We start from the raw sequence: 26,345 nt of genomic DNA on the forward strand, positions 1-26,345 counted from the left end.
GGTATTGCTGTATTGATCGTTAGCGGATCACAGTTCAGTCGGCGGAAAATTTAATCCTACAGCATAAAAAATGGATATCAACTATGCGATCTGGATAGAGAAGGAGTTTTAGAGAAATTACTATGGATATTACATTAAAATCAACATTACCAGGACATCAAAACCCTATTTTTTGTGTAGAAAGAGGCTATCACCCGCACACTTTTTTTACCGCCGGTAACGACAAGGGTGTTGTGGAATGGGATATTGAAAACAATGCGTTTAAGCGTATTCTCTGTGCGGTAAGTTCATCGGTTTACGCTTTACGGATGATAGCGGGAACACCGATTCTGGCCATCGCATTGCGCGAAGGTAAGCTGCTTTTTGTACATGTAGAAGAGCAAAAGCTTGTCGCAAGCATACAACTAAGCACCAAAGCTATCTTTTCATTGGTCCATATGCCTTGGAAAAATGAACTGCTGGCGGCAGGTGAAGAAGGGACATTGTATGTCATTGATTTGGAGACCTATAAAAATATTTACGAAAAACGTATATCCCCGACAACAATTCGGGCAATTGCAATCGATGAAGGACTTGGAAGAATAGCTTTGGCCGATAAAGATGGACAAGTTTATCTATTGGACAGTGCCGACTTTCATATGATTACTAATTCAAAATTGCATAGTATGCCCGCCACGTCTTTGGCTTTTATCGATAATAAATTGCTAAGTGGTGGACGGGATGCACAATTGGTGATTTCAGACCCAAATCAATTGACGAGTAATTTTTCATTTGTACCTCATCTTTTTACCGTATACGGTATATATCCCCATCCTAAAGCGCCGATTTTTACAACCGTCAGTCGGGATAAATCGTTAAAATTCTGGTCAGCAGATGACTTTGCCTTATTGAAAAATATGAGTCGAGAGAAAATGCAGGATGGCCATCATTTATCTGTAAATGCGGGAGTATGGTCTGAAGATGGGAAATATTTCTTTAGTGTGAGCGATGACAAACTCGTTAAAGTCTGGGAATGTCATTTATAGAAGATTGACCCGGAAAAGCAAACTATCCAGGTAGAAAAAAAAGTATATATTGTTTGTAGCGAATTCATAAGTATATCGTTAACTATAGAGATTGTAAACTTAATTGACCTCATAGTTATATTTTATGAAAAGAATTTGGATTATCTTATTGAGTTGTATAGCGCTTGCGAGCTGTGATAAGATCGAAAGTAAGGGAATGTATCTGGCTCGCGTGCCAATATTTGAAACAATGGAAAGTATACGGGCTAAAGCGAATCCCGTAAGCGGCCCTACCGCTATTGTTCAAGCTGGAAAGATCTATATTTATCAAGATTATTTGTTAATCAATGAACCAGGGAAAGGTATTCATATCTTTAATAATGTAGATCCGTCAAAACCTCTGGCGATGGCGTTCTTAAGTATTCCTGGAAATGTGGATCTTGCGGTTCTGGATGGAAAGCTGTATGCTGATAGTTTTACAGATCTGTTGACCTTCGATCTGGAAAATCCAGCGTCACCCAAGTTATTGACACGAAATAAGGATGTGTTTAAGGTCTTGCTTGAAATGGATTACATCAATAATACTACAGATCGCATCATTACAGGATACCGAGATAGTCTTGTAAGCTATAGCCAAAAAGATAAATATTCACCCTATGACCGAAAAGATAATGTTTATTACGAGACCAATTCGGGATCGGGGCAGGGCGGATCTATGGCGCGATTTACCATTGCTAATAAACATTTATATGCTGTAGATCAAAGGACATTACACCTTTTTAATGTACAGAATGCAAGTCAACCTGCCTATGTAAAGGACATCAAGATAGGCCCTGGTATCGAAACAATTTTTCCTTTTAAAAACAGCCTATTTATAGGCTCCAATACAGGCATGGTGATTTATGATATCACCACAGCATCGGCTCCCGTAGAGCTGTCGCGTTATTCGCATATTCGTGCTTGTGATCCTGTGGTAGTTAACGAGAAATATGCCTTTGTAACTTTGCGGGCGGGCGTAGTATGTGGTGGACAGCAGAATCTATTGGAAGTTATCGACATCCAAGACCTGACAAAACCGATGTTAAAAAATACCTTCACGTTGGAGAATCCCCATGGCTTGGCGCTCTCAGACCAAACCTTATATGTTTGTGAAGGAAAATTCGGATTGAAGTCATTCGATGCCAGTGATGTCAGCCAAATAGGCAATAAGCTTCTCGAAACTAAAAATGAACTGACGAGCATAGATGTGATCGCCGGATCAAAATCACTAATCGTTGTTGCAGAAAAAGGTGTACATCAATATGATTATAGCAATAAAGCCAAACTGAAGGAATTGAGCATTATTCCTATTATTGGTTCCAATTAAAAAACGATTTCAAGAGCTTCATTATTCTGATATGAAAAGACTTTCGATTGCCATTTTGGCTCTTCTCGGGTATTTAACTGTTGATGCCCAAACAAAAAAATATACAAATCATAATGAATTTTCGGTTATTACTTATGGCCCTGCTTTTCTCGAATCTGGATTTGGCCTACATACATTCCATGGGGTGCAGCTCCATGAAAATATCGCTCTGGGTTTAAATACAGGGGTGGATAGGTATCCTGTAAACAATGAAGGATCAAAATGGTTTTTACCACTCTCAGCCAAAGTAAATTATGTAGAATTTCCTGACAGAAAGCGTAGTTTTTTCGCAGGATTGGATTTAGGCTATAGTTTTACTTCCTTGAATAAAAATGCAGTCGAGAACAATTTAAAATATGAATATCAGGGCGGCTTGCTGATAAACCCACAGCTGGGTTGGCGCTTTAAATTTAATAATTCGGCGAAATATTGGTCATTGGCAACAGGATATCGGTATCAACACTATAGCCGAAAGGACACGTATACACAACCCTCAGCAAGCTTACCAGAAATTGCTATCTGGTATGGAAGAACACAAATAGATAAAAAATATGACCTGCACCGTTTTACTTTACAGGTCGGATTTGGTTTTTAGGTATCGATCAGATGTTTTTTTTTATTAACAGGTGTCGATTGCTTGAATTGTAAAAAAATAGCGTAAGTATACGGTTTGTTTTTCAAATCTAGTCCGATACTTATGCTATTTCATTCGTTGGTTGTGGCGTTTATCTATTTACTGTCTAAAAGTTCGAGAATCTGTGTGAGATATTTCTCATCGACTTCATCAAAACTATTTAATTCACTGCTGTCAACGTCCAGCACACCGATAATCTGTCCCTGTTTAAAAACGGGTAGCACGATTTCGGATCGCGATAGTGAGCTACAGGCAATGTGTCCCGGAAATTGCTCCACATCAGGAACAATCAATGTTTTTTCTTGTGCCCAAGCTCCCCCGCACACACCACGACCTTTCTTGATACGCGTGCATGCGACGGGTCCCTGAAATGGACCTAATACCAGCTCATCTGCATCTATAAGATAGAATCCAACCCAGAAAAAATTGAACTGTTCCTTCAGCGCGGCGGCTATGTTGGCCAGATTGGCGATTTGATTGGATTCGCCAGTCAATAATCCTTCAATCTGAGGAAGTAAATTTTGATATTGTTCTTCTTTGCTACCTTTAGCTATTTGTAAATCCTCTGCCATAAAAATCTGTCTAAAAAAATAATCATGCATTTGCTATGAGGACTATACTTCCAAACATGCTTTGCTTGCCCAGAAAGCTACAGTACATGTCATGTCTCAACCTGCATGAAATGAAAAAGCACTAATACGCTGTTCAAAGTTAAGAGAATATTAGCGCTTTCGCATCAGGCAAATGTTAATATTTCTTTGTGTTGATAATGTTTACCCGAATGTAGTCGCATCTTTTACCGAAAGGGGTTACACCAATAATCGTCAGCTGTCTTGTAGTTACCCAAAAGCATTTGCTCACGGTAACCTCCAACTTGAGTCAATTTTGGATGTGATTTCATTTCTATACGCTTGCCTTGGTCCTCTATCAAATGACAATGGAGTATTCAATTTGTAAGATGCCAAAATATCTATGCGTTTTATTTTTAACTCGTTGATATTTTTTATATTTCCTATCAATCGATCCTTATTAAAATAAAATGAAAATTTATCCCGCCTTATTTTATTACTAGCCTTTAGTTCTATTCTCTTCTTTTCCATTCCTAAAATCCAAGCAATAGCTGGGTCATCTTGCATTCCAAAATCCGTATCGGTAGCGTCATTCAAGGAGATATCAGCTTTGATGCCTTTAAAATAGTTGCTTTCCTTATTGGCGTTTTTGAGTTCATACATCCCTAAATACAGATCAAATTGACTTATTGGAATTCCAAATGATCCAACTGGCTTACCGTAAGTATACACAGCAGAAAGATTATCCTCTGATACGCCTATAACTTGAACATCCATATACGGTTTTAGAATATTGATCAGTAGCTCACTTGCAGATGCAGTTCTGTTGCTCACTATAAAGTAAACTTTTTTTAAATCCGTCAACCCTTCATCTTTATGAAAATACGTTGTATTGGCTTCTACGCTATAATCAATATCATAAAGGCTTATCGCTTTGCCATTAATGATAACAGGCCGATTATATTCATCATACAATTTGTAGTTTTCTAATACTTTTGAATTCCCATCCTGCATTTGCCTGTTATAATGTTCAGTATACATAATCTTTGCATCTGCATTATTTGGTGCAAGCAGATTCGCAATAAAATCAGCTGTAACCTGATACCCACCTTGGTTGTACCGCAGATCAATGATGAGTTCATTAATTTTATCCTGTGTAAAAGAAAGAAAAATTGGAGTAAGATATTTCTGCGCATTTTGAATTGGGGTGAAACTATTTAAGGCAAAATAACCGATTTTCCTTTCTCCATTTCTCAATATATTTTGCTTTACCACCGGATTTATCTCATAGGAAGCTGCATTTAAACGTACTTCCCGCTTTTTAACACCATCCTCTGTCACTTCAAGCTTAATGAACGACATGGAAAGAGACTTTTTCCATTGCTCTAGAAACGAATCTTCTGTTAGTACATTTTCCCCATTTATGGATAAAATTTGTGTCCCACGCTTGAGACCTGCTTTACCCACAGGTGAATTGGGATCAACATAGAGTAAACGGAGAATATTATTTTTAACCACCACGGAAAGGCCAAACGTATTACTTAAATTATAAGCATTCTGCGGCTCTTTTTCTTGGAATTCTCTAAACACCACACCGGAATACTTAGGTCTATTTAGATCTGATGGATTCCGTTCATAGAGTTCTCCTGTTTCCTCATTTTTCGCATATTGCGAAATTTCAAATATCTCATTCTCATAACACCGAAACTCACTCAACCCCTCATTATAAAACCGCCAAGGGTTGAAACGATCAACCGAAGGAAGTTGATCGTTCCATAAATATACTCCCTGCGCAAGAAGAAAAATAGAGTCCAGATTTTCACTTATCCTATTTTTCTCTTTAGATATTTGAGGAATGTCATCATTATCTTTATTACAGGATTGCATCACACTAAATGTGGCAATGAATATAAATATATATAGTATTCTAACCATCGCTAATAACTCTCATCAGACCTCATGGCATTGTAATGATCATAGACTTTAGGAAGAATGCGATAATTTTCGCTTGCTACCATATCAAAATGTGTATAGTCTCTAGAAGTTGTAGCATCAGAACCATATTTTACAAAATAAAATACTTTATAATTTTCGATTATCTGATTCGCTGTCGGATATTTTAGAATCAAATCATCCGTCCGCTTAGACGTACTCCAAGTCCCCGCCCAATTGTAGGTACTTTTCGAACCAAAACTCCGCTCATATTTATATGTCACAAATATTGGGACATCTTTGGAAGGAATTGTTGCAGCGGGGTCTGCATAAAAACACATATAGATATCGGAATTAGTATACTTTGGGTTTGAAGATGAATTCGCCTCCCACTGGCTATTTTTGTATTCAATACGAACATAAGGCTTGTCAAAAGGCCCATAATTGATCTGGAAAGGAGCCTCTACCAAACCGTTTCCACTGTTCAGGTAAGCTAGTTGAAAGGCAATAGGAACTCCCGGACTTGCCTTGGAATACGTAGTATTAGCGCTCAATACTTGAATAAAACCATTCAGACCAGCAACTGCAACTGCAGGTGAAGTATCTGTTCCGATCCCCGTATATTTAACTTTTATCGTTGCTGAATTTATAATATCTTTCTCTTCATTAGTCAATGAGGTACCGATGCCAATCAGATTTTTTAATATTCCGAGCTGCTTATATACAGCGTTATACAGTTTAGTCGAACTATAGGAAGATTCGATTACCATAATACCCATGCGACCATAGGTTACACTTTTTACATAGACCGGAGTTACCCCTCCAGTAATAGCTTGCATATCTAGACCTGTAGGATCAAATAATTGAGTATTATTTTGAGGAACATCCATGTCAATTGTAAAATTATGCTGGAAAAATTTAATCTTAATCGCCGATGTGGAGGCAATCAGGTGATTCTCTCCCTGTTGAGTGGTATTTGTGTTGATCAAAAATGCATCTAACCCTTTATTAAATCCATAAATAGTTTTCAATTCCTCATACACACGAAAAGTATCCATCTCCACGATCAAAGAAGCAGCGCCTACTTCACCGGGATTTGTATTCTCTAAATCAGTCAGAGCGGCATTGTATAATGCAGCTTGAGAAGTCGGACGGGGAAGACTGGTTCGAGCAACCGCGGAACCAGAGACAGGCATCGAAGTAGATATGGTAATCGGGCGAATATTATTGGAAATACCTGTCAGCATTTGAGGCGAAAAAATACCTTCAATGCTCTGTCCCTTTAATATTGCGCCTGGATAAATATTGAGTCCCATTGATTGATCTGTAATAGTGAACATCTGGGATTTATATTTCTGATAGAAATATAATTGATTTGGATCAGGCGTTGGAGTATTATTTCCATTAACAATGATCCCGGGACCATCTTTATAGCTACCTGAACCTGCTTTTGGCTTAAAGGGATTATCTTCATCAGGAGGAGTAGTCAAGTCTGCTCTTTTCCCTCCTGCTGATCTTTTGCCGGACACATTATTTTCCGGATTAGATTTTGAACTAACCGTAAAATCTTGGATCTTCGGTAATCTTAATTGATCCAAAGCGTTTTTACCGTTTCCGCTGTCAAAGTCAGATTCCAATTTTGAACAACTAACTACTGAAAATAGCATCAATAACAAAGGAACATACTTAATGATCCTTTTTAAAAAATAGTTCATTCTACTTTTCATATATTTAATAATTGATAGGCATAGGTCTCCCTGGCATACAGGAAACATGATGCTTATTGGTTTAAAAAGAGGTGAACGTTCTTAATTTAGAACTTCACATCAAACAGTAAAATTTTTCATTTAAAGATTAACTCCCTAATGGCATTCCATTACCAATTGCCCATTTCCGGGTCCTTTTCTCCTTTAACTGGCCTTTTTCATCATAAATGTTATAACTAGCACTTACGACATTATTCTGAATATTATAATCAGTAATTTTTATGGAATAATCTGCCGGAATATTATTTGTCTCCTTTAGGTTATCTCGCCAGATCACAGCCTGTTTTCCAGCCCATTTATCCTCGACACTGGTGACTATTTGCATCCGACCTACATAGCCGTCATTTAAGAACAGCATATATTCATAATTGTTAATAGGAATATTCCATAAATTACCAGAAGGATAGTAAGCATCAGAAGCATCTATATCCTTCGTATAACGAATGGAAAAATCTCGCTCATAACAGACCAACTGCGTACCACGCTGTCCCAATCCCATATATCCTCCCCCTCTATTTAGGTCTTTTTCGGTACCTTCTCTTACCAATAAGCTATTTCCGTACCACTGGACTAGTTGATTGTCAAGGACTTTGTAAGTCCAATCTAGGGGTTCTTCAACTTTGTACTTTTTTGTATAAAATTTCTTGCTTTCAAGATCTATATTAGCCAAAAGTTGAATATGTTTTTCTTGTATATCTATGTTGTCGAGCACAATTCTTAATGAAAGCGTGGCATGATTGGCATTGATATATTTACTGGGCGCAACAAGATAGGTAAAAAGCTTACTCGAATTTTCAGGAATCTCACTTGCTCCTATTGTTGGGCAAACTTCTGAAAAGATTGTCTTACCATCCTTATTATCGACTCTGATCTCTAATGTATTGTCCAGTGTATTTACCACATAGTATTGATTGCCCACACTATCGGTTTTAGCTTGGGTTCTCCATTTTTCATTTCTCTCTACCGGAGCATCTGGAGTATCTTTTTTACATGAAAATAAGAAGCATGCCATTAGTAAACATACACTTAAAATCCCTAAACTCTTTTGTCTATATGTTGTATTCATCATCATAAAATATATTTAATGGTCAATTCTAAAGGTTGTTTTAAATAGCGAGTTGTCTTTTAGATATTTTGCCGTATAGTAAATCGGCACACCTGGATCACTCGCTGTAAATGTACCTACGTTCTGTGCGATAAAATCGGATACACCATCAGGACTTGGATTGATCAATAACTGGATCACATTATTTCCGATAGTACTTCCCAAAAGATAGATCGTTATACGACAACTTGCAAAAAGATTCGTTTCTTCCTGCGTGTAGGATTCTGTAGTTTTCTTAAGGATCTTTTTCACCATCTTCTGAAAAGCGCTTTTCATCTCATAACTATTATTGTTAGATTCAAGTACCAATAATCCAAACCTACCATAAGTTACGGAATTAATATATACCGGAGAAATTCCATCAAATGCATTGGCGGGAATAGAAGTCATATCAATCAGCTCATTAGCAGTAGGATCAGACATCGAATAGGTGAAATTCTCTACTGTATAACTGGCCATGAATTTAGTGGAATAGTAGGTTCCACTTGAATAGGAATCGAAATTTGTATTAGTCGAAGAAAACAGCTTATGTTGATTTACATTGTAACCAAAAGCATATTTCACTTCCTCATATTTTGAAAATGCAGAAAAATAATCTGAGTAATTAAGTATCATATTCCCTGAAAAATCGGGTGCTAAAAGTGCATTTCGTAAAAATATCCGGCTATTTGAAAGACTTGGAATGGAGATCGTGCCAATTGATAAACTGGAAGGAAATGATAACTGGACACTGATAGGGGCAGTTTGATAACCCGAAAAGGTTTCAAATTGATCTGATGCGATTGACGCAGCCTTTAAAAGTGAGCCGGGATAAATATAACTTAAATTCCCCGGTGTTACGACCATCTCATCAGACTCATAAAATGAGCTTGTTCCCGACCCATTTGTCCATACACTGTCTCGAAGATGTATCATGCCCGCAGTCTTCTTACGGTCAAATACAGATTTGATATCCGCATTTTTATTCCTAAGATCAACAATATCCAATGGGGCTATACGTAGCTTACTAAAATATTCCGAGAGAAGTTTCCCATCGCCTTTTTCAGTAGACGATGGGATTTGAATTTCTTCCTTTTTACATCCTATAAATGAAAGGAGAGAAAAAATGGCTATGATTATTTTTATTCTCATACCAAGCATATTTGAATGACTTAATTGGCTATATTAATCTTGAACTGATTCCTAAAGGTGGAAAAATCATCGAGATAGTTCAACGAGTAATAAAGAATATCTCCCGGACTATCTTTTGTAAAGCCACCATTTCCAGCCAAAACCTCTGCAAAACCTGTTAATCCGGTTGTTATGGCCTTAACGATACTCTTTCCATCAGCTCCGATTATATACACTTTCATCCGCGAATTATTTATTATAGTTTTCTGTGCATTAGTTAGTCGCAAGTTCAATGCTGCCGAAAATGCTGGACCTAGACTGTCAGTCGAGGAAACATTTAACATTTCTGCGGATAATGTTAGTGCGACATTAAGCGTTTTTTTGACAGCGGCGTAAGAGGAATCTGACTCCATGATAAAAATCCCCTTTCTTCCGTAAGTTACCGAACTCACAATTACAGGTCTAATTCCATTAAAAATAGAAGCATCAAAATTGCTTTTAAGGTAAGGCTCATAGATCGGTGGTTCGATAGCAATAGAAAAGTTCTCTTGGGTAAATTCAGCTCTTACAATAGTTGTTGCAGTTGAATTTTCAAGAGTATCCAGATAATTAACTGTCAAGATTTTACCAAGATTCAAATTTGCTCCAAAAGATTTTTTAAGTTCCTCGGTCTTTCTAAACTGACTTTGTTCGTAGGTAAACGATTGGATTTGGTTTCCGGCTGCCGAACTTAATGCTGCGCGCATATAACTAAGATCTTGTATCTTAGAAGGAATGACAGTTCTATAGATACTGTCAGTAGGGAAATTGGCATACATGGTGATTGGGTTTCTATATGTCACCGGAATAAAAACCGGATTCACATTGTCTACATCAATTGCCGTCTCCCCCTTTAGAATAGCACCTAGATATAATTTTCTTCTTGTTTCTTCAAGAACCGCAGGAATATCTGTGGTCTCATAGAATGAAGTTTTTCCTGCATTGTTGGGCCAAATACTGTCGCGAAGGAATGTAAGAGAATTTTGCTTACCTTTTTTGGTAAAACCTTGTATTCCAGACGTGTCAAAACTTGAAAGATTGATCTCTGTAGGTTTAAATGTGTATGTCTTTAGGCCTTTAAGTCCAGAGTTAGGCTCAAGAGTTCCACCTGGAACGAGATCTTTTGAACAGGAGGTAATTAAAACCATAAATGATGCTATCAAAGCAATACAATTTAGTTTCTTTTTCATAATTTAATTGTCTTAGTTTATAATTAGCTCTAAAATAGGGATAAGCTATATGTTAAAATTATAAAATTAAACTTTAATAATAACTAAGGAATAAAAAAACTACCCATTTGTGTACTGATTAACTCTAGCTATTTAAGAAAAAATTGACCTTCCTATGCAGGTATTTGAATAGTAATATACCGATCAGTGAAGTCCAGATCTAGATCATTATTGGATTTTCAGAAGTCTCGACGAATGTCGATACTTTTAAGCGTTGCTTTAGATGCTTGAAGAAGACTTCGATATGTAAGCGCTATCTATATATGTTCGCTACCAGAGAAGCCCTCCATGCAATATTATTGGTGGAAAAGTGGTACTCATTAACGTGGTGCTGTCCCAAAAGTGAACCGTTAATAGGGCGCGAAGTATTGCAAAACCGAGGTTAGGAAAAAGACATAAAGGAACGCTAAGGTTCCTTTATGTCTTTTTCGCTACAGCATAAGCAGTACGTATCTCTGTGATCTGATGTTTGTTGTTGGATTCGTTCAGCAAAAACGTACATGTATTAAAGACGTTTCAGTGCTAATTTGATCATATCCTCTACAGAAAGATTGCTGTCTGTTTTTAGAATGGTATTTAATACTTTCTCTGCCGCGGCTTTGTTGAACCCGAGCATAACAAGTGCGGATAGCGCTTCGTCCGGTATGGATTGGGACTGAATAGATGTTGCCAAAGCTTCGAATCCCTGTTTCTTTAATTTATCCTGAAGTTCCAAGATAAGACGTTGTGCTGTCTTAGGACCAATTCCCTTAATCTTTTGAATCAGTGCGACCTGCCCATTAACAATGGCAGACTGGATCTCATCTGGTGTGTTTGACGAGAGGATCATACGGCCTGTATTGGGACCAATACCGGAAACAGAGATCAAATTTTCAAATAGTTTTTTCTCACCTTCAGTTGCAAAGCCATACAGTGTATGAGAATCTTCCCGAACTTGAAGTGAAATGAATAATTTGCAGTTTTCCTGATCTTTGATTTGAGAAAAGGTATAAAGAGAGATGTGGACATAGTAGCCAATCCCACTCACATCGATAACAACGTGAGTGGGGGCTTTATATGTTAATTTTCCATTGAAATATTCGTACATAGTATACGAATATAGGAAGATTTTAAGCTATTCTATAAATTTTTAAGATGTGTCTGTACGTCTACGACGGCAATGGTTACCATATTGACGATTTCGCGTACAGAGCTATCCAATTGCAATACGTGGATGGGTTTGTTCATACCCAAAAGAATCGGGCCTACAGCTTCCGCTTCACCAACTTCTTGCAATAATTTATACGCAATATTGCCTGATTCTAAATTAGGGAACACAAGTGTATTTGCTGATTTGCCATTTAAATAGCTGAAAGGGAAGTTTGCTGTCAACATTTCGCTATTTAACGCGAAGTTTGCTTGTAAATCACCCTCAGCAATGATATCAGGATATTGATCGTGTAGAATCTGTGCTGCAGCTCTGACTTTTGTAGGCGTTTTTCCTTCACTTGACCCAAAGTTAGAATACGACAATAAAGCGATACGTGGCTGGATATTCATGCGCTTTACGGCTTTATTCAGAAGCAAGGTGATGTCGGCCAATTCTTGTGCAGTTGGATCTTCGTTCACCGTTGTATCCCCCATAAAAATTGGCCCTTTTTTGGTTAACATCATATACATACCTGCGACGCGACTTCCTGGTTTAGCACCAATCACATGCAATGCCGGACGAATCGTATTCGCGTAATTTTTGGTCATCCCAGAAATTAATGTATCAGCTTCGCCAAATTCCACTAAAGAGGCTCCAAAATAGTTGCGGTCATACATCAACTTACGGGCATCGTATTTGGATATACCACGACGTTGTCTTTTGATGTACAGATGCTCAATGAATTTCTGAGAACGCTCTGTTTCACCATCTACTTCAGCAACGGGATCGATGATTTCAAGACCATCCAATTCAAAAGCGTATTCTTTAATTAGGCGTTCGATTTTATCTTTTCGGCCTAAAAGAATAGGGACCGCAATGCCCTCTTCTTTGACAATCTGTGCCGCGCGCAGTGTTTTGTAATTGTCTGCTTCCGCAAAAACAACACGCTTCGGATCCCTTTTCGCTGCCATGGTCAGGTTACGCATGATGGCGTCGTCCTTACCCAGGCGTTTACGTAGCGCATCGCTGTATTGATCCCAATCTTCTATTACGGTCTTTGCTACACCTGATGCGATAGCGGCTTTTGCAACAGCCATAGAAACTTCTGTGATCAGACGTGGATCTGTAGGCTTTGGAATAATATATTCTTCCGAGAATTTTAAGTTATTGGTGTTATAAGCCTGATTAACTTCTTCTGGAACAGGTTGTTTCGCCAAGTCAGCAATCGCACGTACCGCCGCAATTTTCATTTCTTCATTGATGGAAGTTGCACGAACGTCTAACGCGCCACGGAAGATATATGGGAAACCCAATACGTTATTCACTTGATTTGGATAATCAGAACGACCAGTACCCATGATGATATCGTTACGTGTCGCCATGGCCAAATCGTAAGCAATTTCAGGATTTGGATTTGCCATTGCCAATACAATCGGATTGGGAGCCATTGATAACAACATGTCAGCCGACATAACATCCGCTGCAGATAAGCCGATAAATACATCCGAATCTTTTACCGCGTCTGCTAAGGTGCGTATATCACGATCGGTCGCATACTGTGCCTTCATACCATCCAGATTTTCCCTGTCCTTACGGATAACACCTTTGCTATCCAGCATGACGATATTTTCCTTGCTTGCACCAACCGAGATATACATTGCTGTACATGACATCGCTGCAGCCCCGGCACCATTGACGACAATTTTAACTTTAGAAATATCTTTACCGATAATTTCACAAGCGTTGATCAATGCTGCACCTGAGATGATTGCCGTACCATGTTGGTCATCGTGCATCACAGGGATATTCATTTCCTCTTTTAGGCGACGTTCGATTTCAAAACATTCCGGTGCTTTAATATCTTCCAGGTTAATACCTCCGAAGGTCGGTTCTAAAGCTTTAACGATATTGACGAATTCATCCACATTTTTGGTGTCCACTTCGATGTCGAATACATCAATGTCAGCAAAAATTTTGAATAATAAACCTTTACCTTCCATGACTGGTTTACCAGCTTGGGCACCGATATCGCCTAAACCCAATACTGCTGTACCATTACTGATAACGGCAACAAGGTTTCCTTTTGCGGTATATTTATAAGCATCTTCTTTGTTCTCAGCAATAGCCAAACATGGCTCCGCTACACCAGGAGAATATGCTAACGATAAGTCTCTTTGCGAATTTGTTGGTTTGGTCGGAACAACAGCTATTTTACCAGGTCTACCCATAGAGTGGTAATTTAATGCTGCCTGTTTACGATTAGTGTTACTCATTACGATTTTATTAATTTAAGGCTACAAATCTATCATTCTTTTTGATAATTGGAAATTTTTACCAATATCTTATTATTATTAGACAATAATATGTTACTTCAGGACATCCAGTAATTTAAACATCTGCTGCCGCATACCAGAAGCAGGTCCCGAATAGTTGTTGACCAGCAACGTATAAGTAAACGACTGTCCTGACTTATTGGTATGCACACCTGTATAACCAAGAACGCCGCCAATTGTTCCGCTTTTCATCTTCATATTGTTATAGGTGGGAAGACTTTCATAAAAAGCAGGATACCAACTTTGCTTTTGGGCATAATGCATGATCTTATTCATGGCTGATGTGGTCACCCTATTTTGAGGTGATAAACCAGAGCCATCCATGTTATTGAGTTCACTGGATTTTATGCCTAGTTTGGCATTCCAATATTTCTGTATATAATACGCCCCTTCATCAGTCCCGGTTTTACCCGCTGTCGTATACGCGATTGCCTTTAATAAGGCTTCTCCGTAGAGGTTGATGCTCTTTTGGTTAAACCAGTAGACAATTTTGTCTAAGGTTGGGGAAAGGTGGATATCCAGGGTTTGTTTTTTTGAAACATCGACTGAATCCATTTTGGTTCCGGTAGCTGGTAGTTCGCTGGCGGGAATACCGTTGTTACTTAGTACTTCATTTAATTGATAAGCGAGATCATAGGCCGGGTCTGGCGAAGAGAGCTCGATAGTTTTCTTGAGGTCCTGTCCATAGGTGCCGCGCACAAATATCTTGGTTGAATAGGGAGCGGCATAGGCGTATACATTGTCGCCACTTCCAGCTTTACCCGTAGTTGTTTCGTTGATAATTTCCAGGTAGGGAACATGCTTAGTATAGCTCAGGATCTCCGCTTTGGCGCCAACCTTATTGCTTGGACTGAAATTTACGCCAAAAGCGTTTTCACACCAATTGAGTGACGAAATTCCTGCACCGTAATAGTTCCCCATATCGGTCCAGATCCACCCGCCCGGAAGCTGGTTACCATTATAAAGCCTGTCATCGGCGATGATGGCACCATGAATACTTTTGATACCGGCATTTTGGATTGCTGCAAGCCACTTGTTCAGTATCGTTTTTGCTTGAGTCTCTGGATAGCGGGCGCTGCCGAGGGTGGGGTCACCCGTGCCTGTTACAATAATATTTCCGTTTAACACACCGTTTTCGTCAATCTCACCGGTATAATACAAGGTGGTTTTGAACTGATAATTTTTGCCCAGGAAATCTAGCGCTGTTGCCGAAGTGATTACTTTCATGGTGGAGGCGGTCGCCAGTCCGATATTTTCATTTGCTGCGAAAACCGTTTGTCCTGTTTTTCCATCGAAAACGATCAGTGAGCTCAAACCATTCCTGAGGCTTTCCTGATTTTGAAACTGTGTAAAAGCATCCTGGATTTTACTGCGAAGATCCTGTGCAAATAGTGGAGTGGTAACGGTCGTTAACGCGTAAGTGGAAAAAGCTATAGTACTTAGCACAAATTGGTTCATATATCCTATTTTTTTATTGTCCTATGGTATATCCTCATATCCTGAATTAGATTCGACCAAACACAAACACGGTTATCTACGTTCGTGCTGGCAATCATGGATATTTCGTTGGATTTATCATGATGACTTGAACGCTGCCTATTTTTAGGGGAAAGCGTTCGCTGTATTCGTTTGTTTTATTTGGCTTAAAGTTAGGCATTCGCCCCTAAAAAATCCTAACTTGCATAAAATTGTATAAACGACATGAAGCATATCGAAAAATTAGCTGCTATTCGTGAGGCGATGAAGGTTCAAGGAATCGACGGCTATATTATCCCGTCATCAGACCCTCATATTAGTGAATATTTACCAGAACGTTACAAATGTATAGCGTGGGCATCGGGGTTTACAGGATCCGCAGGCACTTTGGCTATCACGCAAGATTTTGCTGGTCTATGGACAGATTCGCGCTACTTTGTTCAGGCGGCAGAGCAGTTGGCAGGAACAGGTTTTGAACTGGTGAAATTGAAAGCACAGGGAGCCGCGGAGTACGCTGATTGGTTGGGAGAGCAGCTGGGTGCTGGCGCTAAAGTTGCTTTTGACGGCAATCTCGCTTCTTTATTGGTGGCCCAATCTGTTCAGCATACTTTGGAGCCTTTGGAGATTACAGTAGATGGTCATGTTGATCTGCTGTCCTCCTTATGGGAAGGACGTCCAGCGCTGCCCCAAGCGAGGGCTTATCTATTGAATGAAGATACGACAGGACAATCTACCGTTTCTAAAATTGAAGCTGTGCGTGCCGAAATGAAAAAGAATAGAACGGCGGCGCATCTGATTTCATCTTTGGATGACCTGGCCTGGTTGTTAAACATCCGTGGTCAGGATGTGCCCTGTAACCCTGTTGTTTTGGGCTTTGTACTGATCACAACCGAAGATACTACACTTTATATCGAACCATTGAAGCTAAGCGCTCAGGCAACGGAGCAACTGAAAGGTTATGGAGTGCGTGTGGCGCCCTATGAAGATGTCTTTAAAGCGATTTCAACATTGGCTGTGGCATCAATTCTTATTGATCCCAAACGTACCTGTTTTGCCGTTTTCGACAGCGTACCTAAACAGGTTAAAATTGTTGAGAAAACGAACCCTTCGACGAGTTTAAAAGCCATTAAGAATACAGTTGAAATTGAAAATAATCGCCATACGTTTGTAAAAGACGGGGTAGCGTTGACACGTTTCTTTAAGTGGTTGGAAGAAAATGTTTCTTCCGGTGAACTTTCCGAATTATCTATCGCAGATAAATTGCGCGAGTTGCGCGAAAGTCAAGAGGGCTTTGTTGACGTCTCTTTTACCACAATTGCAGGATATTTGGACCATGGTGCGCTACCGCACTATTCGGCAAATGAAAAATCAAACTATATCTTACAGCCTAAGGGTTTGCTATTGGTGGATTCTGGAGGTCAATATCAAACGGGCACAACAGATATTACACGGGTAGTAACCCTGGGTGCTGCGACCCAAGAAGAGAAAGAAGATTATACATTGGTGCTCAAAGGAACGATAGAAGGCTCTCAGGCCATTTTTCCGACTGGAACGCGCGGCTATCAGATCGATGCAATTACCCGTCGTCCATTGTGGGAAACGTTACGCAACTATGGGCATGGTACCGGACATGGGGTAGGCTTTTTTCTGAATGTGCATGAAGGGCCTCAGGTGTTTAACCCGGCGGCAATCGATGTTGCGGTTGAACCTGGCATGATTACTTCAATAGAGCCTGGATTGTACCGTGTAGGCAAACATGGGATCCGTATTGAAAACTTAGTATTGACCCGTAAAGCAGGTTCTTCTGAATTTGGCGACTTTCTGGACTTTGAGACATTAACGATATGTTATATCGCAACTGATTTGATCGAGAAGTCCCTATTGGATAAGAAACATATTGCCTGGTTGAATAATTATAATCAATGGGTTTTTGATCAGTTATCAACGCATCTTAATGCGGAGGAAAAGAACTGGTTGGCAGATAAGTGCCAAGCAATTTAATCCCCATAAACTGAAGATTAAAGCGCAATAGCTTTCAAAGTCGCTGTGCTAAGCAGGCGATCCGGAGCAAGTCGACCATGCACATTGATCCCATATAAAAATGAAACCCCTCGGTATAAACCCCGAGGGGTTTTGCGTTGTATGAAGGCTTCAAATCGATTATTTCAATCGATAGGCCTGGATAATCTTTTTAAAAACTGCTGTATTGTTGTAGATACCAATAAACTGCTGTGCGCCGGGACCATAAGCAAAAACAGGCACCATAATGTTGGTGTGGTCATCACTGCTGAAATTTCCTCTTATCGTTCCTTTTTTATAATTGGCATCCAATAGGGAAAGTCCACCAGTTTCGTGATCTGCAGTGACAATAACGAGCGTTTCGCCATCTTGATCGGCAAATTTAAGGGCTTCTCCCACAAGCCTGTCAAAGTCATGCTGCTCGGTAACAACATAAGGGAGATCATTAGCATGGGCTCCATAGTCAATTTGTGCACCCTCGGCCATGATAAAGAAGCCCTTATCATTTTTAGACAAAAGCTCAATCGTTTTTGAGAGCGAAGTTTTTAACATTTCTCCTCGTCCATCGAGTATTCTTCGTGTCGCAGAATCCGCCAGGAGCACCAGCTGCTTGCCGGATGTCGCTTTTTCGAAATCATCTAAATTTTGCTGAAGCTGATAACCTTTTGCCGCCAGTTGCTTCATCAGCGTGTTATCCTTGTTTTTAACAAAGCTTTCGCGACGCGAACCCACTAAAATATCCACATGACTATTTTTGAAATCTGCTGCAATTTCCTCCGACATAGTCCGGTCGATCTGGTGCGCATAAAATGCCGCAGGGGTGGCATCTGTAATGTCTCCGGTACTGATGATGCCGCTTTTGATCCCATGCTGAGCGAGTGTATCTGGAATCGAACTGATCGGTTTGCCATTGGCGTCCACACCGATGTACCTATTATTTGTTTTGTGTCCCGTAGCCAAGGCTGTCCCTCCTGCAGCAGAGTCGGTAAAATCCGAATTGGATGCTTCGGTGCGCGAAAGACCGATATACTTCATATTGATGATATTAGATTGGCCAAAATTGGCACTTAAACCTGCCTGTATTTGGGCCAAACCCATCCCATCACCGATGAGTAAAATAACATTCTTGACCTTGCTCGTTGCACCATCATTTTTATAGGTTGGCTGATAGGGAGCGTAGGCCTTTGGATTTGCGTATTCGACTTTGGCATTGTTCAGATAGAAATTCTTGAGTGCCGTAGGGTGGTCTGTATTGATCCAGTCAACCCCCATGTGGCCAAGCTCCTTCCAGCTGTTGGGACTGTCTTTTGTCGCCCAGAAGCGAAAAGGTTTTCCCAATTTATGCGCTTTGTCTATCACAGATCTCATTTTTTCAAGGTCGGGTGGCGTAGGTGTTCCTTTACCATTCCAGACAGAATACTGCTTAATATCCTGACTGATCATCCCGATATGTTTGAGCTGTGCCGGCGTATAGTCTTTTTCTGGCCGACCATCAAAATAGATCATCGATGGATAATTTTCAAACTTTTCGGGCGGTGGGATTTCACCGCTGACGACAATTTTAATGGCGGAAGGATTTTTCTGCTGATCGAATATAGATTCGTTGCCTTTCAAATCGGCCAATAATTTAGCCAATACCTGTTCGTAGTTTTCCTTAATATCGATTACCAGCTGTAATGTTTGTTCAGGCTTAGCATAGGGCCTATTGCCATTTTCCTTGAAGAAAGTAACCAAGGGATCGATGTAAAGTTTTTTTAACGTCTTCCCTGCTTTGATTTCGCTGCTTTCATGGGCAACGTAAAGCTCTCCGTCGCGATAGAAGACGTCTGCTTCTATTGATCCCATTCCTGCATAGTAAGCCTCTAATAGTGGGATTTGCTGTTTGTAATCATTATGACTATGTCCTGCATTGGCAGTCAGTTTCTGCTGAGCAGAAACCGACTGAATGCTTAGGCCGGCAAATAGCAGCCACATGAATTTAGTGTTTTTTACCATCCTGCATTTTGTTTAATGACACCAGCACTGTTGTCGATCTCGCGTTGTGGAACAGCCCAAACATCATGTACTTGCGGATTGAAATTTCTAGCTGGCCAAATGACAGCACCGTCGAAATCGTGTAAAGGTTTGGCATAGGTCGCTTGCGCATCACCCCATCTGACCAAATCACGGTGACGGTCTGCCCATTCACCCGCAAGCTCATTGCGGCGTTCGCGTTTTAGATCCATAAGACCCATTCCGCTTTTTGCCAACAAGCCCGCTCTTTTACGGATTTTATTTAATTCAGTATCACCGGCCCCAGCACCATTTAAATTAATAGCAGCCTCAGCTTTAATCAATAATACTTCGGCATAACGCATCAAGGGTACATTGAGATCTGTTGTTCCGTTGTCGCCATTTGGATTGACGTGTGTAGGAATCGGGTTGGCGTATGAAAATGGTTCCATATACTTTTTAAACTGATAGTTTGAAGTCGCTCCACCATCTTTTGTAAATGTACGTTCTGCGCCAAAAAACTGGAATTTGTCGCCCGGTTTTAAGATGGTTGCTTCACGACGCAAGTCACCTGTTTCAAAAGAATCGTAAAGTTCTTTTGTCGGTAGATAGTAGCCCCAGCCATTGTAGATTCCCCAGGCCTTGTTGGTCAACATCACACCGGGAAGTTTGCTGCCCCAGCCAGTACCACCACCATTTGGCGTACAGACCACCGACCAGATATATTCTTTGGACCAGTTGTTGGCGGCTTTAAACACATCCACAAAATTGGTCAATAATTCATGTTTGCCCGAACTGATCACCATATCCGCGTACTTCGCCGCATTGGTATAATCCTTTTTGTACAGATATACTTTTGATAAATAGGCCCATGCTGCAGTTTTGTGCGCTTTACCGTAATCGGTATCCTTCATTTCCGAAAAATAAGGAAGGTTGTCGGCCGCTTTTAATAACAGTGAAATGATGTAATCGTAGTTTTCGTTAACGTTGTTGGCTCTGGCTACCGGAACGGAAGCATCTGTTTCAGGAGTAACAATAGGCACACCTGCCTTGTCGTTACCATAGTTTGCCGCTAATTGAAAATAAACCAGACCTGCATTGAAATAGGCATCGCCAATGATCTGTTTTTTTCGCGCTTCATCCATGCTGATATTGGGAACATGGGTAATAATATCATTGGCCCTTTTTATAATCGCATAACGCATGCTCCATTGCGATTCGGTATAACCACCGCCGATGTAATTGCGGTTGAAGTTTTTGATATTGTCGGCTTCGGGCTTGTTACGTCCCGTCACCATGTCGTCACTGGCATTAATAAACCAAAACATCCCACGACCGTAATAATCCTCTTCATTATACTTTTCGTACATCCCGGCTTCTGCTTTGATCGCGTCTTGTTCCGTTTTCCAGAAATTCTGTGCGGAGGGAGAGCCCTCTGGTGTTATATCTAACTGTTTATTGCACGATACAAAAAGCGCTACTGCTGCTATTGCAAGGTATTTTACATTTGTTTTCATCGTTTTATTTTTTTAATGGCTGATGAGTATACATCATCGGCATTTTTTTAAGATTAAAAATTGACATTTAAACCAACAATAAAGCTTCTGGCTTGTGGGTAACGTCCCACGTCAAGACCATTGTTATCCATTCCAATCTCGGGGTCGAAACCTGTATATTTCGTAATGGTGAATAAGTTATTGGCCGTTGCGTATATCCGCACTGTGCCCATCTTAAATTTATTCGCAATTGATTTTGGGAGGGTATAGCCTAATGTGACGTTACGAATGCGGAGGTAAGAACCATTTTCGATGTAAAAATCGGACGCATTAAAATTGCCATTTGCATCTGAAGTGGAAATGATGGGCACTTTACCATTTGGATTTTCTGGAGACCAGGCGTCCAAAATGCCCGTTAACTTATTGTAAGAAGGTCCGCTTGCACTATATGTTGTTCTTTTGATAGCGTTGAAAAGCTTATTGCCTTGAACACCCTGAGCAAAAATATTGAAATCAAAATCCTTATAATTTGCATTAAAGCTCAATCCATAGGAGAAATCAGGGTATGCACTGCCCGCAAAATAACGATCTTCAGAGCCGATTGAACCATTGCCATCGATGTCTACAAATTTGAAATCTCCTGCTTTTGCATTCGGCTGAATTTTTTGTCCATTGGCATTTTTGTAATTATCAGCTTCGGCCTGGCTCTGGAAGATACCATCTGTTTTGAGCACATAGTAGCTGTAGAGCGGTTGACCAACAGTAATAGAGAGCGGAGCCAATTCATTCCTGAAATTTGTAGGCACCGCTATTGTTGATAAACCCGCATCCAATTCTTTAACTTTATTGTTCAATTTGGTCAAGGTCGCATTGATGGAATAGCTAAAGTCAGCGTTTTTTGAGCTAATGTACGTCAATCCCAGCTCAATTCCTCTGTCATTGACTAAACCCGCGTTGATCGTTTGACTATTTAAACCCGCTGTGCCTGGAAGCGATCTCGTCAAGATCATTTTATTTGTTTCTTTAATAAAGTAATCGGCGACTAAGTTAAAATGGTTGAAAATTCCTAAATCTAAACCTATATTGGTCTGTTTACTTTCAGCCCAAGTCAGGTTCTTGTTCGCTAGAATAGTTTGAACATATCCTTTTTGCAAAGCCGGTGTTTGACCAAAATAGCTTTGGGTAATGGCGAGTAGCGGGTTTACAGCCGCCGGCGACAAGCTGGCAAGATTACCTAAAATACCATAACTACCGCGTAATTTTAATTGATCTAACCAAGTTGCTGATTTTAAAAACTCTTCTTTACTGATCACCCAACCTGCTGATGCAGAAGCGTAGTTTTTAAATCTATTTTCTTTTGTCAACATGGATGAACCATCTCGTCTACCAATCAACGATAGTAAATACTTGTCGTTATAACTGTAGTTTGCTCGTAAGAATAGTGATGATATTGCTGTGGCATTCAATCCGCTTTCGGAAGGTTGGGAGGTGTTGGCATTTCCTAAATAGCGATATTGTTTAGATTCATCGTCAAATCCAGATCCTGAAGCGTATAGGCTGGTACTTTTTGTTTTTTGAAAGGTATAACCACCGGTTAGGTCAAGTTGATGTTTGTCAAATGACGTTTTGTAATTTAAAACTTGCTCTGCAAGAATATCATTTGCATCATCTGCTCGTTCCACTAGACTATTGCTCAAAACCGGTTTACCTATTTCAGGACGTCGTGGTGTAAAACTTTTATATCTAGCGTTTGATTTAGTAATACTTAAGTTGGATCTGAATGTTAAGCCTTTTGCCAATTGGATGCTAGCATAAGGGTTGACAACAAGGACATTGACTGGATTGTTGATGTCGATGCGCATCAGTTCGGCAACAGGATTAATGATGTCACCGTAATCGCCCGGAAATGGACCCGGTAGACCAGCAAAGCTTCCATCTGCATTGTAAGGAGTTCCATTAGTTGGATAATAGATGGCAGACAATAGTGCTCCTGTATAATCGCTGCTCGTGTTCGCACCATTTCCATTGGTACTGCTGTAGGATAAATTTTCACCTACTTTTAACCATGGTGTGATTTGATGTTCTGAGTTTATCCGGAAATTATAGCGCTTGGTTTTGGTATTCAATACGATACCTTCGGCGTTGCGGTAATTAAAACTCAGGTAAAAGTTAGACTTTTCGCTACCGCCATTAATTGCAGCATTGTAATCCTGTAGTGTAGCATTTCTAAAAACTTCATCCATCCAGTTTGTTTTGGTCACTAGACCCTCTGGGTATTTCGTTGGATCAAAAGCAGGAAGGATGGTCGTTCCACCATTTTTAGCAGCTGTTGCAGCTACTTGTGCCCGTTGTTCGGCATTTAGCGGTTGTAATTTTCGCCAAGCACTTTGTTGCCCTAACTTGGCATCAACGCTAATTTGCATCTGTCCTTTATTTCCTTTTTTAGTGGTGATCAATACCACACCACCAGAAGCTCTGGCACCGTAGATTGCTGCCGATGCATCTTTAAGGACCGAAATAGATTCGATATCGTTCGGATTGAGCTGTGGGGTGCCTAGGAAAATTGAACCGTCAATAACGTAGAGTACACTCTCGCCATTGATACCACCGGCACCTCTGATATTGATACGTGGCGTTGAAGTTGGGTCACCACCTTCATTCGTAACAATAACACCTGGTGATTTACCGGCCAATACTTCGCCAACACTGTTGACAGATCTAGACGATAATTTGTCAAGTGATACCAAGCTGACAGCACCTGTTAATGTTTCTTTTTTCTGCGTTCCATACCCTACGACAACAACTTCGGATAAGGTGGAACGTTCTTCGCTCAGCGTTACATTTATAACTTCATTTTCAGCAACAGAAACATCTTTAGAATGGAATCCGACCATCGAAAAGGAAAGTACGGCTTGCGGTCCTGCTTCGATTCGAAATGCTCCTTTTGCATCTGTTGTGGTTCCAGTCTGCGTACCTACTACTTTTACTGATACACCTGCTATGGCAGCTCCCAGTGTATCTCTTACAAAACCTGTGACGATCCGATCTGCTTTGATGTTTCCTTTCGTGTTCAGGATCACATAGTCCTCTTTTTCTACCGCACTGATTCCAAGTTTATTCAGGAGAGAACGAACGGGTTCAGTTTTAAAACTGCCGCTTAAGACTGTATTCCGTTCTTGCAATAGATCAGGGTTGTAAACAAAATGAAGACCCGAAAGACTTTCGATTTTGTGAAGGATCACATCGAGTTTCTCGCCCTTGCTTATGTTGATGTTTACGCTGCTTTTGTCCAAACGTTGGGCCAGGCTTGGGGAGGCCATCAATGAACTGCAGAATACTGAAGTAATCGAAAATGCGATGCAGGGATACTTCATAATCCGATAAAAAGAGAATGCTCTCTTGAATGCAGGTGTTTTCATTTTTTTGTGATAATTAGGTAATGAATTACGCATGGTGACTAAGATGTTTTAGGTAAATTTTTAAACATTATTTGTAGACTTTAAATATTTTATCTTGCTCTATCGTACTGTATTTAAGGTGGTGTAGACTACAGATGATATCCAGTATTTCTGCCGGATCTTGTGTGCTATTAAATGTGGCTGTTGTTTTTAGCGCTGAAAGCGATGTGTCTTTTAAGATAATTTCAATGTTGTAGATATATTCCAGTCTTTTTGCCACCTCTTTGAGACTTGTTCCATCAAACGCAATGGCGACGGCTGTATTTTTTTCTACTACGCTACGGGAAGATTGTGCAGTTTGTTTGCTATATCGTAAACTTTGGTTTTTGGTTAATATACCCAAGGTCTTATCTTGTTGCTGTACAGCAACCTTACCTGTAGCAACAGTGACTTCGACTTGGTCGGAAGCCTGATAGGCTTTTATCCGAAAAGAGGTTCCCAATACTTTAACCGCTAGCTTGGATGCAAGCTGTACCTGAAATGGGCGCTGCTCGTCGTGGGCAATATCAAAGAAGGCTTCCCCTTCAGTCAGTGCTATTTCACGGATATTTCCCTCGAATTTACTTGGATAGCTGATTTTTGAAGAGGGTTCCAGGTTAATTATCGAACCATCTGCCAATACAATCTTTTTATGTTCATCTGCAAGGGTCGTCGTGACGAGCTGTGTAGAGGCTGCGATAGGTTGATTGTTCACTGTCCAATAAACGAGTCCTGCCGAAACAATCATTAAAATAGTAGCTGCAATTTTGAAAAGGGAAGAATAGCGCAGCGAAAGCCGTTTACTTTTATTTTCTGAAGTGGCTGATTGGATGTTGCTCAGCAATTGCTGACGCAGTGCGGTTTTGCGTTCCTGCGGGATTTTTTTGTCAGTATTATCCAGTTGAGCATACCAATCTTCAACTTGTCTGATTTCAGCGGCGGTAGCCTCTCCATTTAAATACCTTTGCAGTAATTGCTTTGCTTTTTCTTCTGTCATTTGAATACATGTCACTTCAAATGGGAGATGGTACTAGCTGAAAATGTTAGGAGTATATGAATTTATTGTTAACTAATGAAAAAAGATCGAAAGGCTAGTTAAGAAAGACTTTTTTTGAGCAGTTTCATAGCTGAGGTAAGCTGGTTTTTAACAGTTTGTACGGAGACATTCAGCTCGCTGGCAATTTCTTTGATCGATTTTTCTTGCTTTCGGCGCATGGTGACGACCAATCGCATACGTTCGGGAAGTTGCGTTAAAGCTTCTTCAACTTTTTGCTGTGCATCTTTAAGGATCAGCAGGTCATCGGCTGAATCTGCATATTGCTGGTTCATTAAAGATGCTAGTTCGGCTTTATGACCACCTTTAACCGTCGTACTCCGAAAATGGTTGATGACTTTAAATTTTACTGCACCATGCAGATAGGCTGCCAAACCGCCAGATATGATGACTTGTTCACGATTTTCCCACAAGGAGATAAAAATTTCCTGAGTGATGTCTTGAGCGACATTTTCGTCACCTATTTTCTTAAAAGCGGCATCAAATATGGCTTCCCAGTACAAATTAAAAATCTGTTCCATGGCAAAGTGATCACCCTGCTTCAATGATGCTATCAGTAATTCGCTCACAAGATCAGTTTTAGTTGGACAAAGCTACTAACTCAGTATTCCTTTAA

The 26,345-nt window shown here is 40.1% G+C and carries 19 protein-coding genes; 4 read left to right on the forward strand and 15 right to left on the reverse strand.

Features of this window, described 5'->3' with window-relative positions; translation table 11 throughout:
* The first annotated feature begins 122 nt into the window (after positions 1–122).
* The 3 genes from B3E00_RS17270 (at position 123) to B3E00_RS17280 (ending at position 3,004) form a co-directional block, all read left to right on the forward strand.
* Positions 123–1,025, forward strand: a complete 903-nt coding sequence (locus B3E00_RS17270; protein WP_293939462.1) for a WD40 repeat domain-containing protein — start codon at positions 123–125, stop codon at positions 1,023–1,025.
* Between the two features lie 124 nt (positions 1,026–1,149).
* Entirely contained in the window at positions 1,150–2,370 is a 1,221-nt protein-coding gene (locus tag B3E00_RS17275) for an LVIVD repeat-containing protein (protein WP_293939464.1), read from the forward strand.
* 31 nt (positions 2,371–2,401) lie between these two features.
* Positions 2,402–3,004, forward strand: a complete 603-nt coding sequence (locus B3E00_RS17280) for a hypothetical protein (RefSeq protein WP_293939466.1) — start codon at positions 2,402–2,404, stop codon at positions 3,002–3,004.
* 134 nt (positions 3,005–3,138) lie between these two features.
* Here the strand turns inward: B3E00_RS17280 and B3E00_RS17285 are convergent, their stop codons facing one another.
* The 10 genes from B3E00_RS17285 to dacB all read right to left on the reverse strand — a co-directional run bounded on the left by B3E00_RS17285 (position 3,139) and on the right by dacB (position 15,713).
* On the reverse strand, positions 3,139–3,615 hold the full coding sequence (locus B3E00_RS17285; protein WP_293939468.1) for a GAF domain-containing protein: 477 nt from the start codon (positions 3,613–3,615) through the stop codon (positions 3,139–3,141).
* A 224-nt stretch (positions 3,616–3,839) separates the two neighbouring features.
* Positions 3,840–3,944 carry a hypothetical protein gene (locus B3E00_RS17290; RefSeq protein ID WP_293939470.1) on the reverse strand — a complete coding sequence of 35 codons (105 nt, stop codon included), beginning with the start codon at positions 3,942–3,944 and terminating at the stop codon, positions 3,840–3,842.
* Positions 3,901–5,547 carry a S41 family peptidase gene (locus B3E00_RS17295; protein ID WP_293939471.1) on the reverse strand — a complete coding sequence of 549 codons (1,647 nt, stop codon included), beginning with the start codon at positions 5,545–5,547 and terminating at the stop codon, positions 3,901–3,903. Before B3E00_RS17295 ends, B3E00_RS17290 begins: the two co-directional genes overlap by 44 nt.
* Positions 5,548–5,549: 2 nt before the next feature.
* Positions 5,550–7,271, reverse strand: a complete 1,722-nt coding sequence (locus B3E00_RS17300; RefSeq protein WP_293939473.1) for a thiol-activated cytolysin family protein — start codon at positions 7,269–7,271, stop codon at positions 5,550–5,552.
* A gap of 127 nt (positions 7,272–7,398) precedes the next feature.
* Positions 7,399–8,322 carry a hypothetical protein gene (locus B3E00_RS17305; RefSeq protein WP_293939475.1) on the reverse strand — a complete coding sequence of 308 codons (924 nt, stop codon included), beginning with the start codon at positions 8,320–8,322 and terminating at the stop codon, positions 7,399–7,401.
* A gap of 69 nt (positions 8,323–8,391) precedes the next feature.
* Positions 8,392–9,546 (reverse strand): thiol-activated cytolysin family protein, encoded by a 1,155-nt coding sequence (locus B3E00_RS17310; protein WP_293939476.1) that lies wholly within the window; start codon positions 9,544–9,546, stop codon positions 8,392–8,394.
* Positions 9,547–9,566: 20 nt separating this feature from the next.
* Entirely contained in the window at positions 9,567–10,754 is a 1,188-nt protein-coding gene (locus B3E00_RS17315) for a thiol-activated cytolysin family protein (RefSeq protein ID WP_293939477.1), read from the reverse strand.
* 544 nt (positions 10,755–11,298) lie between these two features.
* Positions 11,299–11,880 carry a Holliday junction branch migration protein RuvA gene (gene ruvA / locus B3E00_RS17320; RefSeq protein WP_293939479.1) on the reverse strand — a complete coding sequence of 194 codons (582 nt, stop codon included), beginning with the start codon at positions 11,878–11,880 and terminating at the stop codon, positions 11,299–11,301.
* Positions 11,881–11,912: 32 nt separating this feature from the next.
* Positions 11,913–14,195 (reverse strand): NADP-dependent malic enzyme, encoded by a 2,283-nt coding sequence (locus B3E00_RS17325; RefSeq protein ID WP_293939481.1) that lies wholly within the window; start codon positions 14,193–14,195, stop codon positions 11,913–11,915.
* 93 nt (positions 14,196–14,288) lie between these two features.
* The gene (gene dacB / locus B3E00_RS17330; protein ID WP_293939483.1) at positions 14,289–15,713 is read right to left on the reverse strand and encodes a D-alanyl-D-alanine carboxypeptidase/D-alanyl-D-alanine endopeptidase; all 1,425 of its coding nucleotides are present in this window, start codon (positions 15,711–15,713) and stop codon (positions 14,289–14,291) included.
* 243 nt (positions 15,714–15,956) lie between these two features.
* Here dacB and B3E00_RS17335 point away from each other — a divergent pair, with 243 nt between their 5' ends.
* Complete coding sequence (locus tag B3E00_RS17335; protein ID WP_293939485.1) at positions 15,957–17,732, forward strand: aminopeptidase P family protein; 1,776 nt, start codon at positions 15,957–15,959, stop codon at positions 17,730–17,732.
* Between the two features lie 159 nt (positions 17,733–17,891).
* Here B3E00_RS17335 and B3E00_RS17340 read toward each other — a convergent pair whose 3' ends face one another.
* From B3E00_RS17340 to B3E00_RS17360, 5 genes are all read right to left on the reverse strand, one after another.
* Positions 17,892–19,745 carry an alkaline phosphatase gene (locus B3E00_RS17340; RefSeq protein ID WP_293939487.1) on the reverse strand — a complete coding sequence of 618 codons (1,854 nt, stop codon included), beginning with the start codon at positions 19,743–19,745 and terminating at the stop codon, positions 17,892–17,894.
* Positions 19,739–21,259 carry a RagB/SusD family nutrient uptake outer membrane protein gene (locus tag B3E00_RS17345; protein WP_209578698.1) on the reverse strand — a complete coding sequence of 507 codons (1,521 nt, stop codon included), beginning with the start codon at positions 21,257–21,259 and terminating at the stop codon, positions 19,739–19,741. Before B3E00_RS17345 ends, B3E00_RS17340 begins: the two co-directional genes overlap by 7 nt.
* A 53-nt stretch (positions 21,260–21,312) precedes the next feature.
* Positions 21,313–24,657, reverse strand: a complete 3,345-nt coding sequence (locus tag B3E00_RS17350; RefSeq protein WP_293939488.1) for a SusC/RagA family TonB-linked outer membrane protein — start codon at positions 24,655–24,657, stop codon at positions 21,313–21,315.
* A gap of 67 nt (positions 24,658–24,724) precedes the next feature.
* Positions 24,725–25,672, reverse strand: a complete 948-nt coding sequence (locus B3E00_RS17355; RefSeq protein ID WP_209578697.1) for a FecR family protein — start codon at positions 25,670–25,672, stop codon at positions 24,725–24,727.
* Positions 25,673–25,770: 98 nt separating this feature from the next.
* On the reverse strand, positions 25,771–26,298 hold the full coding sequence (locus tag B3E00_RS17360) for an RNA polymerase sigma factor (RefSeq protein WP_293879525.1): 528 nt from the start codon (positions 26,296–26,298) through the stop codon (positions 25,771–25,773).
* Positions 26,299–26,345: the final 47 nt, after the last annotated feature.

Source organism: Sphingobacterium sp. UBA5996 (genome assembly GCF_002429765.1).
In the GTDB taxonomy this organism is placed as follows: domain Bacteria; phylum Bacteroidota; class Bacteroidia; order Sphingobacteriales; family Sphingobacteriaceae; genus Sphingobacterium.